Origin of the sequence: Leptolyngbya cf. ectocarpi LEGE 11479 (assembly GCF_015207065.1) — a bacterium.
Classification (GTDB): Bacteria; Cyanobacteriota; Cyanobacteriia; order Phormidesmidales; family Phormidesmidaceae; genus Leptothoe; species Leptothoe ectocarpi.
In genome coordinates, this window is record NZ_JADEXP010000118.1 from 1 (window position 1) to 16,498 (window position 16,498).

Annotated in this window: 18 protein-coding genes; 8 read left to right on the top strand and 10 right to left on the bottom strand. The window is 49.7% G+C overall.

Annotated elements, in window-relative coordinates; translation table 11 throughout:
- Nucleotides 1–323: 323 nt before the first annotated feature.
- From IQ260_RS14020 to IQ260_RS14050, 7 genes are all read right to left on the bottom strand, one after another.
- Nucleotides 324–464, bottom strand: a complete 141-nt coding sequence (locus IQ260_RS14020) for a photosystem I reaction center subunit IX (protein WP_193993731.1) — start codon at nt 462–464, stop codon at nt 324–326.
- A gap of 45 nt (nt 465–509) precedes the next feature.
- A complete protein-coding gene (locus IQ260_RS14025) occupies nt 510–992 on the bottom strand; it encodes a Photosystem I reaction center subunit III (RefSeq protein ID WP_193993732.1) in 483 nt (160 codons plus the stop codon).
- Nucleotides 993–1,037: 45 nt separating this feature from the next.
- Nucleotides 1,038–1,268 (bottom strand): hypothetical protein, encoded by a 231-nt coding sequence (locus IQ260_RS14030; protein WP_193993748.1) that lies wholly within the window; start codon nt 1,266–1,268, stop codon nt 1,038–1,040.
- A 75-nt stretch (nt 1,269–1,343) separates the two neighbouring features.
- Nucleotides 1,344–1,913 (bottom strand): photosystem I reaction center subunit XI, encoded by a 570-nt coding sequence (locus tag IQ260_RS14035; RefSeq protein WP_193993733.1) that lies wholly within the window; start codon nt 1,911–1,913, stop codon nt 1,344–1,346.
- Between the two features lie 184 nt (nt 1,914–2,097).
- Nucleotides 2,098–4,329 (bottom strand): photosystem I core protein PsaB, encoded by a 2,232-nt coding sequence (psaB, locus tag IQ260_RS14040; protein ID WP_193993734.1) that lies wholly within the window; start codon nt 4,327–4,329, stop codon nt 2,098–2,100.
- A gap of 48 nt (nt 4,330–4,377) precedes the next feature.
- Nucleotides 4,378–6,729, bottom strand: coding sequence for a photosystem I core protein PsaA (psaA, locus tag IQ260_RS14045; protein ID WP_193993735.1), 2,352 nt, complete (start codon nt 6,727–6,729; stop codon nt 4,378–4,380).
- 78 nt (nt 6,730–6,807) lie between these two features.
- Nucleotides 6,808–7,962, bottom strand: a complete 1,155-nt coding sequence (locus IQ260_RS14050; protein WP_193993746.1) for a photosynthetic reaction center family protein — start codon at nt 7,960–7,962, stop codon at nt 6,808–6,810.
- 639 nt (nt 7,963–8,601) lie between these two features.
- Between IQ260_RS14050 and psbV the strand changes: the two genes are divergently transcribed.
- Nucleotides 8,602–9,123: a photosystem II cytochrome c-550 gene (gene psbV, locus IQ260_RS14055; protein WP_228016062.1), complete on the top strand. Its 522-nt coding sequence runs from the start codon at nt 8,602–8,604 to the stop codon at nt 9,121–9,123.
- A gap of 45 nt (nt 9,124–9,168) precedes the next feature.
- On the opposite strand, the gene IQ260_RS14060 is transcribed toward psbV, so the two are convergent.
- The 3 genes from IQ260_RS14060 to psbO are packed head-to-tail and all read right to left on the bottom strand — an operon-like array spanning nt 9,169 to nt 10,367.
- Nucleotides 9,169–9,336 (bottom strand): NblA/ycf18 family protein, encoded by a 168-nt coding sequence (locus IQ260_RS14060; RefSeq protein WP_193993736.1) that lies wholly within the window; start codon nt 9,334–9,336, stop codon nt 9,169–9,171.
- Between the two features lie 26 nt (nt 9,337–9,362).
- Entirely contained in the window at nt 9,363–9,497 is a 135-nt protein-coding gene (gene psbF, locus IQ260_RS14065) for a cytochrome b559 subunit beta (RefSeq protein WP_193993737.1), read from the bottom strand.
- Nucleotides 9,498–9,536: 39 nt separating this feature from the next.
- Nucleotides 9,537–10,367, bottom strand: a complete 831-nt coding sequence (gene psbO, locus IQ260_RS14070; protein WP_193993738.1) for a photosystem II manganese-stabilizing polypeptide — start codon at nt 10,365–10,367, stop codon at nt 9,537–9,539.
- 304 nt (nt 10,368–10,671) lie between these two features.
- Between psbO and apcD (IQ260_RS14075) the strand changes: the two genes are divergently transcribed.
- From apcD (IQ260_RS14075) to psbD, 7 genes are all read left to right on the top strand, one after another.
- The gene (apcD, locus tag IQ260_RS14075; protein ID WP_193993739.1) at nt 10,672–11,148 is read left to right on the top strand and encodes an allophycocyanin subunit alpha-B; all 477 of its coding nucleotides are present in this window, start codon (nt 10,672–10,674) and stop codon (nt 11,146–11,148) included.
- A gap of 105 nt (nt 11,149–11,253) precedes the next feature.
- Nucleotides 11,254–11,739 (top strand): globin family protein, encoded by a 486-nt coding sequence (locus IQ260_RS14080; protein WP_193993740.1) that lies wholly within the window; start codon nt 11,254–11,256, stop codon nt 11,737–11,739.
- Nucleotides 11,740–11,788: 49 nt separating this feature from the next.
- Entirely contained in the window at nt 11,789–12,268 is a 480-nt protein-coding gene (gene apcD / locus IQ260_RS14085; RefSeq protein WP_193993741.1) for an allophycocyanin subunit alpha-B, read from the top strand.
- Nucleotides 12,269–12,310: 42 nt separating this feature from the next.
- Nucleotides 12,311–14,677 carry a phycobilisome rod-core linker polypeptide gene (locus IQ260_RS14090; protein ID WP_193993742.1) on the top strand — a complete coding sequence of 789 codons (2,367 nt, stop codon included), beginning with the start codon at nt 12,311–12,313 and terminating at the stop codon, nt 14,675–14,677.
- 36 nt (nt 14,678–14,713) lie between these two features.
- Entirely contained in the window at nt 14,714–14,890 is a 177-nt protein-coding gene (locus IQ260_RS14095; RefSeq protein ID WP_193993743.1) for a hypothetical protein, read from the top strand.
- On the top strand, nt 14,877–15,410 hold the full coding sequence (apcD, locus tag IQ260_RS14100) for an allophycocyanin subunit alpha-B (protein ID WP_193993744.1): 534 nt from the start codon (nt 14,877–14,879) through the stop codon (nt 15,408–15,410). Before IQ260_RS14095 ends, apcD (IQ260_RS14100) begins: the two co-directional genes overlap by 14 nt.
- Nucleotides 15,411–15,467: 57 nt before the next feature.
- Nucleotides 15,468–16,498: photosystem II D2 protein (photosystem q(a) protein) (gene psbD / locus IQ260_RS14105; RefSeq protein WP_193993745.1), on the top strand; the 1,031-nt coding region annotated here is incomplete at its 3' end.

Consider the following 16,498-nt stretch of genomic DNA (forward strand, 5'->3'; position numbering starts at 1 on the left):
AGGCATGGCTCACGCAGGGCTAGAGATTTATGTAAACTTCAGCCTACACTGTGTGAGCTTTTTTACCCCTTGGAACCCTTTTCATACATCCTCTCATAATTAATGGCTGATACTAAACAGTTTTTAATTGAAATAGCTGACTAAAAAAGGGTAGTTTTAAATTATGAGAAAATGATTCCCAAATGATACCAATTTTAATGAAAATTATTATCATTTTGTCGAGATTTATAAAAAGACATACTGCCCGAGTAAAAAAATGTTAACTGGGCGGCATTGGCAAGGTGTGATACAGGGGGGAGCTAGCTCCCCCCTGTATCGATTACTTATGGGGTGCCATGGAAGTAGGTGCCGTACTGCAGACCAGGGAACATGTAGTTCAGCTCAATCATCACGCCAGATAAGATAATTAAGGCCGCTGCCGCCATAATCGGGGCGCTGGTCAAGTATTTAAGTAGATATTGCATCGGAGTCTCCTATAGTCTCAACGGTGATTGCGTAAATCTTGTACTCTATCGAGGCGATACTGAAAGTTCAGACTCTTTCGCCGTCAGCTCTCCGGTGGTCAGTTCCTTGAAAGCTAGCAGGGGCCACAGCAATCCTTGCATAAACGATCGTAGGGCCAGCGGGATATTGATAAAGATTTCGGTTTCTTCTGGGTTTTTGGTCTGCTTGCCGCCGATTAAATAGGCTCGCCCCGACCAGCCGACAAAGCCAGCGAAGTAAAAGAAAATCCCAAAGGGAATGACAATATCTAACGCTCGGTCTAGCCTGAGTTGTAAATGGGGCAGACCTTCTTCACCACAGAGCAGATTAGCTGCATAGAGCTGATAGGGCTCATCAAAATAATAGTTCTGTGGTGCACTGTGCATGCGTTCTTGAAACGCAGCTGAGCTTTCGCAAGGCACCAGGTGAGTGTTGGATGCGGCCTGGGCAGGGGCTGTAAAGCCTACCCAAAGTGAGATCATGAGTAAAATTGCCAACAGCTTTTGCATGGGACTATCTCCTAATGGATTGCAAGGGTGAGGGGCTAAGCTGATTTATGATGGCGGACTGGAGCTGATTACATCGGCGCCCATGACGCTCTGTTGCGATCGCACCTCTGAGGACAGATCCTGTCCCATGGCGGTCTCATTATCGCTTTCCCGTTCAATCCAGAGAAAAATGATGGCGAAAATAGGAAATGGAAGAATGTAAAAAATGAGCGGAATCATAATCCAAGGTAGCCAGGAAATTGCGTAGTCTCCGGTGAGTTGGGTCATATCGGCCATGGAGGTCTCCTTTTTCTCGTCTTTTCTGAGCTGGTATGTGTGTGGGCTTTCTAGTTTTTCTATCTGGCCAAGGACCTAGCCAATGCCGGCTGACCAGAGTGTCTGACTGACATTGACCGCTCCCCGCAGGATGGCATCAAGTTCATCAAAGTTTTCTAACAGCACATAGGCAAATACAGCCCCGCCCGTCGATCCGAGAAAAATACCGCCGCATAGCTGAAACCAGTCTTCTTTTTTCCGCAGCGGGCGGAGGCGATCCTGGGAGTGAGAATTATAGGCTCCCTTAGGATTGCCCTGAAATGTGCTCAGGGCAAAAATAGAAATGCCCAAACAGGCTGATACTGTTATGTAAATCGAGGTGATTAGCCCGCTTAAGTTGGCACCGTGGGCTGACTCTCGCAAGGGGCCTACCACCACCTCGGGTCCCACTAAAAAATAACCGTGGGCCATGCCAATTTCTAACCCCCGTAAAAAAGGCGTCAGTCCTGGTCGGTAGGCTGGCAGGTTGTTGATATAGGCTTTTGCCAGGCTGGAGCTGTTGATAGGGGTGGCCAGGTTGCCCAACCAAGGATTGCCCTGGTAAGGCTGAATCGGGTCCGCTTGGGAATAGGCATCGGCCCAGGCAGATTTAGGGGCAGGTGACATGGGTGTTTAATCCTCTCTGATGGGTGATCGTGATGGGGGGTAATTAGCCAGTATTCCGAGACAGTTGGAGAAAAGTCCTGGCCGTTCGTCAACGGCCAAGACTCGTCTACGCAAAGGGAGAGTCCGCAATGTTGGACAGTGCGTAGATAGATGGAAACTTGTTAATCCGTCGTGACAGGAAATGTCATGGAAATCGGCTGGATGTTGACGCAATCAAAAATGCGCCGTAGGTGGCAATATAGCCCACGGTAAAATGGGTCAGTCCTACTAGCCGGGCCTGCACAATGGACAGGGCCACAGGTTTGTCTTTGGGATAGCCAAAGGATAAGGGAGTGTGCTCGTGGGCCCACAATAGGGTCTCAATTAGCTCCTGCCAGTAGCCGCGCCAGGTAATCAGGAACATAAAGCTCACGGCCCAGGCTAAGTGGCCAAAGAGGAACATCCAGGTCCAAACGGCTAGGTTATTGGTGCCATAAACGTTATACCCATTGATCAGCTGGGATGAGTTGAGCCACAGATAATCGCGGAACCAGCCCATGAGATAGGTGGAACTCTCATTAAACTGAGCCATGTTGCCACTCCACAGGGCCAGGTGTTTCCAATGCCAGTAGAAGGTGATCCAACCCAGGGTATTGAGCATCCAAAACATGGCCAGATAGAAGGTATCCCAGGCGGAAATGTCGCAGGTGCCACCTCGGCCAGGGCCGTCGCAGGGGAAGCTATAGCCAAAGTCTTTTTTGTCGGGCATCAGCTTAGACCCGCGAGCATCCAGGGCTCCCTTGACCAAAATTAGGGTGGTGACATGGAGACCCAGTGCGATCGCATGGTGGACTAAAAAGTCCCCTGGTCCAATGGTAAGAAACAGTGAATTCGCGCCGTTATTGATGCCTTCTAGCCAACCCGGTAGCCAAACGTTAGCGTAGTTGGGCCAGGCCGTAGTCGCAACACTGTCTGGATTAGACAGCAGGGTTTGCATCCCATAGAGTGTCTTTCCGTGGAAGGCTTGAATCCACTGGGCAAAGACAGGTTCTACTAAAATCTGTTTCTCAGCGGCACCAAAGGCGACCTCGCAGTCGTTGTGGACATAGAGACCCAGGGTATGAAACCCCAAAAACAACGAGACCCAGCTCAGGTGAGAGATAATTGCCTCTTTGTGGTTTAAAACCCGAGCCAGAACGTTGTCCTTATTAGCTTCTGGGTCATAGTCACGCACTAAGAAAATGGCCCCATGGGCAAAGGCCCCTACCATTAAGAATCCAGCAATGTACTGGTGGTGGGTATACAGAGCCGACATGGTGGTGTAGTCGCGGGACAAAAAGGCATAGGGCGGCATGGCATACATATGCTGGGCCACCAGGGAGCACACCACCCCGAGACAGGCCAGATGCCAACCCAGCTGAAAGTGCAGCGAGTTGTTGTAGGCATCGTAGATACCTTTATGGCCGCGTCCCGTGCGAGGTGCAATAAAGAAGCCTTTCCACCCAGGTCCCTGGAGGGCTTCAGTCATTTCTCTGATATTGTGACCAATACCAAAGTTGGTGCGGTACATGTGCCCCGCAATGATAAAGATAACGGCAATCGCCAGGTGGTGGTGGGCCATATCCGTCAGCCACAGAGACTCGGTCTGAGGATGGAAGCCCCCTAAAAAGGTGAGAATCGCAGTCCCAGCTCCCTGGGAACTATTAAACACATGCTCTGCCGTATCCGGATTCTGGGCATAGACACCCCAGTTACCGGTGAAAAATGGGGCTAGTCCGGCAGGGTGAGGTGGTGTGGAAAGTAAGTTATCCCAGCCCACATGCCGTCCCCGTGATTCAGGAATTGCCACATGGATCAAGTGTCCCGTCCAGGCTAGTGAACTCACCCCAAACAAACCAGCCAGGTGGTGATTTAGTCGCGATTCTGCATTTTTAAACCAGCTAAGACTCGGGCGAAATCGAGGTTGAAGATGTAGCCACCCGGCATATAACATCACGGCGGCCAGCAGCAGCAAAAATAGAGCGCCCACAAACAGATCGCTATTGGTACGCATGCCGATGGTATACCACCAGTGATACACACCGGAATAGCAGATATCCACCGGGTTTCTAGCCCCGGCCTGGGTATAAGCTTCAATGGCGGCTGGACCAAACTGGGCATCCCAAATTGCGTGGGCAATGGGTGAGGTGCCGAGTGGGTCTTGAATCCACCGCTCAAAGTTGCCCTGCCATGCCACATGAAACAAAATACCCGATATCCACAAAAAGATAATGGCCAGGTGACCAAAATGGGAGGCAAAAATCCTTTGGTAAAGATTCTCCTCCGTCATCCCATCGTGGCTTTCAAAATCATGGGCCGTGGCGATGGAATAGAAAAGTCGACGCGTGGTCGGATCTCTCTGTAAATCCTGACTAAATTTTGGAAATTTTGTCGCCATGGTTCTAGGTTGAGGTTTAGTGATGAAGTTGAATGTGTAGATTGGCCATCATCCCACCGCCGCCATGCGGGCTAAGAAAAAGGCCCAGGTGGTAACAATTCCTCCTAAAAGATAGTGGGCAGCGCCAACGGCTCTTCCCTGGGTGATACTCAAGGCCCGAGGTTGGATTGCCGTGGAGATGTTGAGCTTGTTGTGAGCCCAAACAATAGACTCAATTAGCTCTTGCCAGTAGCCACGACCGCTGAACAAGAACATTAGGCTAAAGCCAAAGACAAAGTGTCCGGCCAGAAACATGACGCCATAGGCGGACAGCGCCGAGCCGTAGGAATTAATCACTTGGGACGCCTGAGCCCAGAGAAAATCTCGCAGCCAGCCATTGTTGGTAATGGAGGAGAGAGCAAAGTTTCCTCCGGTAATGTGAGAAATGGTGCCGTCGGCATCCACTGTGCCCCAGACATCTGACTGCATTTTCCAAAAGAAGTGAAAAATCACTATCGAGAGCGAGTTATACATCCAGAACAGACCCAAGAACACATGGTCCCAGGCAGAGACCTGACAGGTGCCGCCTCGACCGGGTCCGTCGCAGGGGAACCGGAAGCCCAGATCGCCTTTGTCGGGAATTAAGCGGGAGCTGCGGGCAAACAATACTCCTTTGAGCAGCACCAGCACTGTTACGTGAATGGTAAAGGCGTGGATGTGGTGAATCAGAAAGTCGGCGGTACCCAACGGTATGGGCATCATGGCAATCTTGCCACCAACGGCGACAACACCGCCGCCAAAGGCGTAGCTAACCGGTTCGGTGATATTAGGCACCGTAGTACCTATCCCCGATAGCTCAATGTTACGCAGACCGCCAAACATATTGCCCAAGGGTTCCGCTGCTTGAGCGCCGCCTACGGCCATGGAGTGAATGTGTTGTATCCACTGGGCAAAGATTGGCTGTAGCTGAATCCCGGTGTCAGAGAACATATCCTGGGGGCGACCAAAGGCGCGCATGGTGTCGTTGTGACAGTACATGGCAAAACTGTGAAATCCCAAGAACTGACAGACCCAGGCTAAGTGAGAGATAATCACGTCGCGATGACGTAACACCCGGTCAAGCACGTTATTAACATGGTCAGCAGGGTTATAGTCTCGCACCAGAAAGATAGCCGCGTGGGCAGCACCACCAACGATACAGAATCCAGCGATCCAGACGTGGTGAGTAAACAACGAAGTTACCGTGGCATAGTCAGTGGCCAGATAAGGATAGGGCGGCATCGCGTACATGTGATGGGCCACCAGCAGGCTAGCCGTGCCAAATTGAACCAGGTGAATGGAGAGATTGGCATGCCAGGATGTCTCAAAAATTTTCTCAAGACCTCGGTGACCAACCGGCCCAATAAAGTTAAACAGGGGAAACATTTTGGGAGTTCTGGCATCGTCCAGCAACTCATTAAATGTATGGCCAATGCCCCAGTTGGTGCGGTAGAAATGCCCTGCAATGATAAAGAGCACTGCGATCGCAACGTGATGGTGAGCAATATCAGTCATCCATAGGCTTCCCGTCACCGGATTTAGCCCTCCCCTAAAGGTGAGAAAATCGGTATAGGCTGACCAGTTGAGGGTAAAGAACGGCTTTAGGCCCTGGGCAAAGCCGGGATAAAGATCCGTCATCAGAGCCTTATCCAGAATGAAGTCGTGGGGCAGCGGAATTTTGTCTAAGGGCACCCCAGCATCCAGCAGCTTATTGGTCGGTAAGGCCACATGGATTAAGTGTCCAGCCCAGCCCAAACTGCCCATCCCCAGCAGTCCAGCCAGGTGATGGTTCATCATCGATTCCCAATTGCGAAACCACTCTAGCTTGGGAGCCCGCACATGGTAATGAAACCAGCCCGCAAACAGCATCACCGCCGCCATCACTAGGGCTCCCATGGCTGTCCAGTAAAGCTGAAACTCATGGGTAAAGCCTTGGCCGCGCCACATCTGAAACAGTCCGGAGGTAATTTGGATGCCTCGGAAACCACCCCCCACATCAGCGTTGAGGATTTCTTGTCCAACAATGGGCCAAACGACTTGAGCGCTAGGCTTGATCTGCGTCGGATCGCTCATCCAAGCCGAAAAGTTAGAAAAACGAGCGCCATGAAAATGCATGCCACTCAGCCAAATAAACACAATGGCTAAATGACCAAAATGGGCGGAAAAGATTTTGCGAGAAATGTCTTCTAAATCACTGGTGTGACTATCAAAATCATGGGCATCAGCATGGAGATCCCAAATCCAGGTGGTGGTTTTGGGTCCCCGTGCCAGGCTGCGTTTAAAGTGTCCCGGCTTTGCCCACTTCTCAAAGGATGTAGACACCGGATTATTATCAACGACAACCTCAACTTTTTGCCTCTCTTTCCGAGGACTTATGGTCATTGAAAAAACTCCTTTTTGCTAAATAACTCATTAATTTGACTGTCTAAAGGCACAGTCATCAGCGCACTATGGCGTACATCACTCACCTGAGTCCGTCATGATTTCAGCAGCGATGGCATCAACAATTGGGATATCGGTAATCGTGATATCAGTAATTGTGGTATCAGTGAACCCAGTCTCTTCCCCAAGAAAGATCGGGAACATCGGCTGACGCTGATCTTTGAGCGCATAAATACCCAGGTCAGCTTGGGTAACAATGTCAGCCCAGGTGGGCACAACGGTCTTTTGAAATGTCTGACCTGGTGTTAGAGAGAATTTATCAAAGCCAAAGGCGGCCATGTCGATCCCCATTGCTGCTGACCAAATGCCAGCTACCGGCAATGCCGCGAGTACAAAATGCACAGATCGTGAAGACTTGAGGGTTGCCCCTTTCCACAGCAGTTTCTGCTGGTAAGTCTGGATGTGCTCAAAGCTGTAGGTTTGACTTGATGTTTCTGAGTGAGAATTTTCAGATGGGACCCGATCGTCGTGACTCACCAGTGCTGAAGTTACTAAAGAGCCATGGGTGGCACACAGCAGTGCCCCACCAAATACGCCAATCACACCCAGCTGATGAAAAGGATTCGCTAAGATATTATGCTCAGCTTGAAACTGCAGCATAAATGTGAAGCTACCGGAAATACCTAGGGGCATGCCCGACGAAAAACTACCCTGACCAATAGGATAGATGAGCAATACCGAAACAGCGGCTGCCACTGGGGCCGTAAACGCCAATGAAATCCAGGGCCGCATTCCTAAGCGATAGCTGAGTTCCCACTCTCGGTCTTGATAGCTAATAATGCCAATAATAAAATGCAGCACAATCAGCTGATATGGACCGCCGTTAATTAGCCATTCATCCAGGGATGCGGCCTCCCAAATCGGGTAAAAATGTAGCCCAATGGCGGCAGATGTGGGGACAACGGCGGCGGTAATCACGTTATTACCATCGAGTAAGGACCCGGCAATGAGTCTGCCAGTGCCATCCATATCGACTGCCGGGGCCGCAATCATTGCCAGGATAAAGACAATGGCCGCCGTGGACAGGGTGGGAAACATCAGCATCCCAAACCAGCCAATATAGATGCGATTTTCAGTACTCGTCACCCATCGACAAAAGCGCTCCCACGGAGAGACAGGGTTGGGTATGGCAATCTTGCGCAAGGGGCTAGTTGTATCGCTCCCACCAGTCATATCAGAGCTAATGTCGTCGGATATGTGATCAATACCTGACTCTTTGAGTCGGTTAACAGGTTTAAGGGCAATGGCTCTATTAAGCTGTGTCATCTTAAAGCTTCTAAGGTAAAAATAGCTCCGCTGTTGAGCTATCGATTGATGCAATAGAACACCGTCCGCTGCAGCCGGAAGATAAATCGAAGCCAAGGGACTACAGGAGAATGTCAAAAGACCAATAGACATCGGCTTGATCAGATCTAACGACACTTTCATTGACAGTAGGGCAACTATAGGCAGGAAAAATGGAGAACTAATGAAGGCAAGAGCTGACTTTAGGAAAGGTTACAGTTTAGACAGAGAGGGGCTGTTGGATTAACCAATATCTATAGTTGTCCTTTGTTATTTGTTATTTCAAGAAATACTATCTACTTAATGGCTAACAAGAGAATATGATAGTTTCAAACTATTGCGAAACAGGTTAAACCGAGAACAGTGACGCTAATTCTAGGCGTCTGACACTAACCATTCACTGCATAAAGGGCGCTGCTGAGCCTCGGTGTGAATTTATCTGCAAGATGTCGATATATATCATTTTTAACAGATCGGTTCATCTTCTAAATCAGCAACGATAAAACAGTTTTTTGGAGAGATTTTGTGATGATGTACCACAGTAAAAAACGTTTAATAAATCCTTTGATTGGCGCTGTTTTTGTCGCATTGCTAGCGTCGGTTCTATGGGTGACTGGGGGGGCTGAGGCAACGGCTGTTGAAATTAGCAAAGCAACTCGCACTGTCCCACTAAATAATGCCGGAGAACAGATTACTCTGACCACCGATCAGCTTGCCATAGGGCAGAAAAAGTTTAATGGTAGCTGTGCAAGTTGCCATTTAGATGGCACCTCAAAACCTAATCCTGATGTCGATTTGGGGGCTCAAAGGCTAGCTAATGCCATACCTCCCCGTAACAGCATCGAAAGCATGATTGATTATTTAGAGAATCCCACCACCTATGATGGTTTAACCTCTATTGAGGAGCTGCATCCATCGCTTGCTCGCTCAGATCTCTTTCCTCAAATGCGTGATCTAACGGAAGATGACCTGGTTGCGATCGCAGGCTATATCCTAGTCCAGCCTAAAATTATTGGCGACCAGTGGGCCGGTGGTAAACCCAGACGCTAAACCTAAGAAGCCGGGATTCTGTCAGAATCCCGGCTTCTTAGGTATTTAGGTTCTTCTCATCAGCTGCTTAAAGAGGTTTTCCTTTAACATCATCTGACGCATCATCTCAACAACATAGTCTTGGGCTTGGTCGAGAGAGAGCTGTTTGACTTGTTCCCTCAGGAGCTGCAGTTCAAATTCTTGCTCTAAGCTGAGGTCTCCTGGCATTTTCATGACGATTACTCCCTAGCCAGTGAGCGTTAGCGCTGAATAAATTGCATAGCTGCGATCGCACCTAAGAAAAACACAGTGGGAACTGCCAGAGTATGTATCGCTAACCATCTGACAGTAAATATGGGATAGGTAATCTCTTGGTTACGGTTGATATTAGTCATGGTGAGAAACCTCTTAATAAAAGATCAATCAGTAAACGATTAGACGACAGGTTGTTCGATGCGGCCATAGAACTGCCCCCGAATTTTGACATCCATTGAGTCTTTGGCACCGAAATCAGTATCGGAGGGTTGGTCGCTCTCAAATAAGCCAGCAATTTCGCCTGTGGCGCTGTTAACTCGATTAATCTGCAGAGAGATATGTCCCTCGGCAATTTCAAATGTTTTAATGTTTGGGCGGGCTAAGTCTTCACGGTCTGTTTGATCTGGCATGGCCATGGCCCCTTCATATCCTACGGTGACGCCTCGACCTTTAGGATCGATAAAACTAGACGTGCGGTAGGGCGGCACCTGAAAGTTACCCGCTAAACGCGTTGAGGGACTGAGACTGGTGGCAGCATCCTGATTTTTTGCCACCAGACCCTTAACTGTAAATAACAGCGGTACCCGCTCTCCATCCGGCAGCTGAACCGTCACCGGCTGAAAATCAAACCCCCCCTGCTCAACAAATTTCATATTTCCATCATTCCCAATCTCTAAAGAGCCGCTGATCTGATCGAGACTAAAACTTTTTCGAGTCAGCGGTTTAGTCAATACAAATTTGCTCTCTTGGCGTTTGATCAATGGCTCTCGCCTGACTAAAAATGTCTCAGGCTGAAGACATAATCCGTTCAGCTGATAGGATTGATCCGCATTGATGGCAATGGCATCCAAACTGCTCTGTGACAGTTCAGGACAGTTATTAGCTAGGCCGCTATTCCTAATATCATCGTAGCTAAGGGAATCGGTCGGCAAATTAGAAGCGCTACTGCAAGCCGTTAACGCTCCGACAAATAGGGCTAGTAAAACAGGTATTAACGCGCGATATTTCATCGATTTATTCTCTGATTAACGTAGTCGGTGGTTGGCAAAGGGGCTATCCATTCACAAAAAACGATACGAAGCCAGTACAAGGCACTATCCACGATGTGAATTCAAACAAACAAAACTGAAGAACTAATGAAGATGACGCTGCTGCCGTCAATTATTGATTTTTGTAACGCGACTCTCATGTTTTCATAGGTTCTCCATTTTTGTTCCTTATTCTTCTTGCAAACCTTAGTAAAAAGAATCTTTTTGATCCTGATCAATCATCTACTAGGGGATTTGAATAGCTTTTAAATAGGGAGAAACCACAATGAGCCTGGTTACAGAACTCATTCTCAGTGCAGATAGTGAAGCTCGCTACCCTGCCCCCAAGGAACTTCGAATTTTTCAAGACTTTGCCAAAACTGGAGAACAACGTATTCGCATCGCTAGGATTCTAGCGGAAAATGAACAGAGAATTGTCCAGAACGGTAGTCAGAGGTTTTGGGAGCGCTGTCCAAATACACCTAGTAACAGCGGCAACGATCGTAAGACGGCCTCCTGTCAGCGCGACCAGGGCTGGTATGTGCGACTGATTGCCTATTCCATACTGGCTGGAAGCGAACGCCCCTTAGAGGAAATTGGCACCGTGGGCATCAAAGAAATGTACAACAATCTAGAAATTCCGATTAGAAATATCGCCGAGTGTATGCGCTGTCTCAAAGAAGAAGCCATGACTGTTCTCAGCGAAGAGGATGCCCAAGAGGTGGGGCCATACTTTGATCTGATTATCCATTCACTGCTGTAAATTCGCTGCTGTACGAGGCCTTATCAGTCCTCGCCCCAAAAAATTACCCACCCCAGTTAAAGACAACCCCAGACAACCAATTTCTAACTCTCAAGGAGATTTTCCATGCAAGACGCCATCACGACTCTGATCAACTCCTCCGATATGCAGGGCCAGTATTTAGATGATACGTCCCTAGAGAATCTACAATCCTATTTTCGCAGTGGCGATTTGCGAGCACGGGCTGCCATGTCCATCAGTGCTAATACCTCCACCATTGTCACTAAGACCGTGGCCAAATCCCTGCTCTACACCGATATCACTGGTCCCGGTGGCAATATGTACACCTGTCGTCGCTATGCCGCCTGCATTCGCGACATGGAGTACTTCTTGCGCTACGCCACCTACGCCATGCTGGCGGGTGATCCCTCAATTTTAGATGAGCGGGTGCTCAATGGTCTCAAAGAGACCTATAACTCCCTGGGTGTACCGGTGGGAGCCACCGTGCGCTCTGTCCAAGCGATGAAGGATGTCGTCAATGAAATGTTAGGGGCCGATGCTGGTCGAGAAATGGCTGTGTGCTTTGACCACATCTGTTCGGGGCTGGGCTAAGGACTGTCCTAGCTAACACCCCTATCGACGTTCAGGCAACCCATTGATTATGAGTATCATTACCCAGGCTATTGCCAATGCCGATCGCGAGGCTCGCTATCTCAGTCGAGGAGAGCTAACTAATATTAGCCACTTCTTCGAGGATGGTCAGCAGCGTCTGCGCATTGCCTCTATTCTCACTAACAATGTCCAGTCGATTGTTGAAAAAGGCACCCAGCGTTTTTGGCAGCGCTGTGCGGTCACTCCCAGCAACAGCGGCAACCCCACATTTCAGGCTTCCTGCCTGAGGGATCAAGGGTGGTTTCTTCGCCTCATTTCCTATGCGGTGGTGGTGGGTGACATTGACCCCATTCAGGCCAGTGGTGTTAAAGGGGCGAAAGAGATGTATTCCTCCCTTGAGATTCCTCTGAGAAATGTGGCGGAATGCATGCGCTGTCTCAAGGAAGTCACCCTGGAACTCTTGAGTTTAGAGGATGCGGCAGAGGTTGCCCCCTACTTTGACTATTTGATTCAGGGCTTAATGCCCTAGAGGCCCATAGAGACACATTGGATTTGGAGACTTGGAAACACCATGACCGATCGGATCAACGGGGGCAGTCCGACTGTCCATCCGCAGCTGTATCACACGGTGCCGACAGCTGTTATTGTTGGGGCACAGCAGCGAGATCGCTATCTAAACCAGAGCGAGGCTAAAGAACTTTCAGCCTTCTTTGGCTCCGGCTTAAAGCGATTAGAAATTGCCCAAACCCTGACGCAGCAGGCCAACAACATCGTCGCCGCTGGTGCCAATCGCATCTTTGTGGGCGGCAATGCCATGGCCTATCTAGAACGCCCCGAAGATCCCCTCGGGCTACCAGGCTCGGGCTACTATGTTGGGGAAGACTATCTCACAGCGGCGAAAAAATCCCAGGCCGCATCCCGAGATCTTCCCCGTTTTGTAGACCCCGTCAATGGTCTTATGGAGTGGGTTAAAGGCATGATGTCTGGAGGAAAACCGGCTGCTCCCAGCCAGTTTCGGACCATCGATATCACTCGATACGGTACCGTCCGGATGAAACGTTCCCTTAGGGATCTGAGCTGGTTTTTACGCTATATCACCTATGCCATTGTGGCTGGTGACACCAGTATCATCAGCGTCAATACCCGAGGACTGCGGGGAGTCATTCCCGAAGATGCCACCCTTGCTACAATTGTTGCACTGCGAGAAATGCAGTGGAAAGCGCTGACATATTTCACCTCTGAGGCGTCGTCAGCCGTCGTAAAACGCTACTTTGATGTATTGATTAGCGACTATGAGGTGGAAAAACCGTCTCCTCGTCTAAGGTCGGGAGTTTCAAAACATCACCCAGGATTGCAGCTACCCCAAAGCTATGGAGATAGCAACAGTCCCCAACCTCGATGGGTCATGAGGCTAACACTACCTGACATTGAAAAAGACGAGGTGGTGCGAGCAGCCTATCGACAGGTGTTTGAGCGAGATATTACCCACCCCTACGGTCCCACCATAGCGGAACTGATTTCCCAGGTTAAAAGCGGTAGCTGGTCGATGAAAGAGTTTATCCGGCATCTGGGAAAATCACGTCTCTATCGACAGCTGTATTATGAGCCCTATTCCATCAGCCGTAGTATCGAGCTTGCCTGTCGTCACTTCCTAGGGCGTGGGTTAAGCTGCATGGAAGAGTTTCAGACCTACTTTGACGTCATGTCTACCCAGGGTTTTCCAGCCTTGGTGGATACCTTTATCGATTCTGCAGAATACACTGACTACTTCGGTGAAGAGACAGTGCCCTACCTGAGGGGCTTAGGGATGGAGGCTCAGGAATGCAGGATTTGGGGACCGCAGATGGAGCTGTTTAAATACAGTGCGCCGGTTCGCAAAGTGCCCCAGTTTGTCACCACCTTTGCTGGGTACCAACAGCCCTTACCCAATCAACACCCCTATGGTGTTGGTAACGATCCGCTAGAAATCCAGTTTGGGGCCATTTTCCCCCAGGAAAGGCGCGACCCCAGGGCTCAACCCGCGCACTTTAGCAAAGAGAGTCGTCGAATTCTCATCGATAGCGGAGCGGGCAGCCGTCACAATGGGTCTACAGCCCATCTAGGTAGAGTTCCGGGTTCTCCGGGTAACCATGTGATCAAGTGGGAATCTGGCCGGATCGGCCATAGCCGACTCTTTAACCCCATGGGGCGAGCCCGCTCGTCTGCGCCTAGCCTCAATCTTACCCACCACTCCCATGGCGCTGTGATTCATGCCGCCTATCGCCAGGTGTTTGGCCATGAGGTTTTTGAGGGGCAACGACAGTCTGTGGTCGAGACCCAGCTCAAAGCGGGCAAAATCACCCTGCGAGAGTTTGTGCGTCAGCTGGCGAAGACCCGTCTGTTTCGTCAGACGTACTGGGAGAAGCTCTACATCACTAAAGCGATTGAGTATATCCATCGACGGCTATTGGGACGGCCCACCTATGGGCGCGAAGAAATGGCTCAGTACTACGATATTTGTGCCCATGATGGGTTCTATGCCTTTGTTGATGCTCTCATAGACAGCGATGAATATGTGGAGGTGTTTGGCGACGACATTGTGCCCTATGAGCGCTATGTGACACCGCGTGGATTGGCGTTGAGATCGCCCCAGGGAGCTGTTGCCTTAGCAAAACCCAGAGATAACCCAACGACGGCAGGGGAGTGGATGCGTAGTCATCCCTACCCTGTGTCCAATCGTCATGGGGCTCAAACTGCTGTGGCAGAACGCCCCCAGGTGGCTCCGGCGGTATCACCTACATCGGCTCAGCCCCATCCTCCTGCCTCTCCGATGGAGCTACCCCAAGAGAGTCCAGCCGCTGTCCAGACTGCCGATAATGGTGATATGCCCACAGACACCACCTCGCCTGACGGAAAAACGGTTGCTGCTGAAGCTGCTGAGGCCAGCGCTCAGATTTAACCAGATCCCATCGGCTTACTTCAGCCCACTAATTCCATGAAAAAAAAATCCATAAAACTCAAGGCTAACCTTAAAAAACTGTTGCGGTGGCCACAGCGATTTTACCAATCCCATAATCCTGCCAACTATCACATCCATATTGGTTGGTTTGGCGGTCTGTGTATTTATCCCAAACACCCTTACTCAGAATTACAGAGCCATGAGTATCGTTAAACAAGTCATTCTCAATGCCGATGAGGAACTGCGCTATCCCACCCCTGGTGAGCTGCGGATGATTCGCACCTTCTGCAAAACTGGATCAGAGCGAATCCGGTTGGCGAAATCCTTAGAACAACAGGCTCAAATGATTGTAGAGCGCGGTACTCGAAAGTTCTGGCAGGTCTGTCCTAGAACCCCTAGTAACAGTGGTAATCGTCGTAAAACTGAAGCGGCTAAGCGGGACATCGGTTGGTATGTCCGCTTAATTAGCTACTGTCTGCTAGCTGGAGATGATCGACCGCTGAGGGAAATTGGTCTGGTGGGAATGAAAGAGTTGTATACCAACGTGGGAATTCCCCTGACCAATATCTTGCAATACATGCGCTGTCTCAAGGCTGAGGCCATCGCTCTTTTAGATGAGGCGGATGCGATCGCAATTATCCCCTACTTTGATGAAATCATTCAGGAGTTGGCCCTGCCGGGCACCCCCTACTTTATGAATGATGGCATCGGTGAAAGCGATTCGGTTGCCTAAGCTTTTAAGCCGACAAGATAAGAAGGCAAGACAAGTAAACAAGACAAGGAGACAATCATGACAACTTCAGTGGGAGCGCTTAGGCCAGCTAAAAACTGGGTAGGCAAGATCGACGATTGGTTAAAACGAGATCGGTTTGTATTTATTGGCTGGTCAGGGCTGCTATTGTTCCCCTGCGCCTATTTAGCCATCGGAGCCTGGTTTACCGGCACCTCTTTTGTGTCGTCCTGGTTTACCCACGGTCTTGTATCGTCCTATTTAGAAGGCTGTAATTTTCTTACGGTGGCTGTATCCACACCCGCTGAGAGTATGGGGCATTCTCTATTATTCTTATGGGGTCCCGAGGCCAATGGAGACTTTACCCGCTGGTGCCAAATTGGCGGTCTTTGGAACTTTACAGCTTTCCACGGTGTGCTAGGCCTAATGGGCTTTATGCTACGGCAGATTGAAATTGCTCGTCTGGTGGGGATTCGTCCCTATAATGCCGTTGCGTTTTCGGCTCCCATCGCGGTCTTTGTGGCAACATTTTTAATCTATCCCCTAGGACAATCCAGCTGGTTTTTTGGACCCAGCTTTGGGGTGGCTGCCATCTTTCGATTTTTGCTATTTTTCCAAGGATTTCACAACTTTACCCTGAACCCCTTTCACATGATGGGAGTTACTGGCGTCCTGGGGGCTGCCTTGCTGTGTGCTATCCATGGAGCGACCGTGCAAAATACGTTGTTCAAAGACTCTGACGGTAAAAACACCTTTAGTGGTTTCTCCACAACCCAAGCAGAAGAAACCTACTCCATGGTGACGGCAAATCGCTTTTGGTCTCAAATTTTTGGCATTGCTTTCTCTAACAAACGCTGGCTGCACTTCTTTATGTTGTTTGTGCCGGTCACAGGTCTGTGGATGAGTGCCATTGGCATGGTGGGGCTAGCTTTCAATCTGCGGGCCTACGACTTTGTTAGCCAAGAGATTCGAGCAGCGGAAGATCCAGAGTACGAAACGTTTTACACCAAGAATGTTTTGCTCAATGAAGGTGTGCGGGCCTGGGTGTCAGAGCTAGATCAGCCTGCGAAAAAGTTTGTTTTCCCAGAAGA

What these genes read in the sequence shown, in the direction of transcription:
- IQ260_RS14020 (WP_193993731.1), bottom strand. Translation starts at nt 464, where the DNA reads ATGCAATATCTACTTAAATACTTGACCAGCGCCCCGATTATGGCGGCA.
- IQ260_RS14025 (WP_193993732.1), bottom strand. Translation starts at nt 992, where the DNA reads ATGCAAAAGCTGTTGGCAATTTTACTCATGATCTCACTTTGGGTAGGC.
- IQ260_RS14030 (WP_193993748.1), bottom strand. Translation starts at nt 1,268, where the DNA reads ATGGCCGATATGACCCAACTCACCGGAGACTACGCAATTTCCTGGCTA.
- IQ260_RS14035 (WP_193993733.1), bottom strand. Translation starts at nt 1,913, where the DNA reads ATGTCACCTGCCCCTAAATCTGCCTGGGCCGATGCCTATTCCCAAGCG.
- psaB (WP_193993734.1), bottom strand. Translation starts at nt 4,329, where the DNA reads ATGGCGACAAAATTTCCAAAATTTAGTCAGGATTTACAGAGAGATCCG.
- psaA (WP_193993735.1), bottom strand. Translation starts at nt 6,729, where the DNA reads ATGACCATAAGTCCTCGGAAAGAGAGGCAAAAAGTTGAGGTTGTCGTT.
- IQ260_RS14050 (WP_193993746.1), bottom strand. Translation starts at nt 7,962, where the DNA reads ATGACTGGTGGGAGCGATACAACTAGCCCCTTGCGCAAGATTGCCATA.
- psbV (WP_228016062.1), top strand. Translation starts at nt 8,602, where the DNA reads ATGATGTACCACAGTAAAAAACGTTTAATAAATCCTTTGATTGGCGCT.
- IQ260_RS14060 (WP_193993736.1), bottom strand. Translation starts at nt 9,336, where the DNA reads ATGAAAATGCCAGGAGACCTCAGCTTAGAGCAAGAATTTGAACTGCAG.
- psbF (WP_193993737.1), bottom strand. Translation starts at nt 9,497, where the DNA reads ATGACTAATATCAACCGTAACCAAGAGATTACCTATCCCATATTTACT.
- psbO (WP_193993738.1), bottom strand. Translation starts at nt 10,367, where the DNA reads ATGAAATATCGCGCGTTAATACCTGTTTTACTAGCCCTATTTGTCGGA.
- apcD (WP_193993739.1), top strand. Translation starts at nt 10,672, where the DNA reads ATGAGCCTGGTTACAGAACTCATTCTCAGTGCAGATAGTGAAGCTCGC.
- IQ260_RS14080 (WP_193993740.1), top strand. Translation starts at nt 11,254, where the DNA reads ATGCAAGACGCCATCACGACTCTGATCAACTCCTCCGATATGCAGGGC.
- apcD (WP_193993741.1), top strand. Translation starts at nt 11,789, where the DNA reads ATGAGTATCATTACCCAGGCTATTGCCAATGCCGATCGCGAGGCTCGC.
- IQ260_RS14090 (WP_193993742.1), top strand. Translation starts at nt 12,311, where the DNA reads ATGACCGATCGGATCAACGGGGGCAGTCCGACTGTCCATCCGCAGCTG.
- IQ260_RS14095 (WP_193993743.1), top strand. Translation starts at nt 14,714, where the DNA reads ATGAAAAAAAAATCCATAAAACTCAAGGCTAACCTTAAAAAACTGTTG.
- apcD (WP_193993744.1), top strand. Translation starts at nt 14,877, where the DNA reads ATGAGTATCGTTAAACAAGTCATTCTCAATGCCGATGAGGAACTGCGC.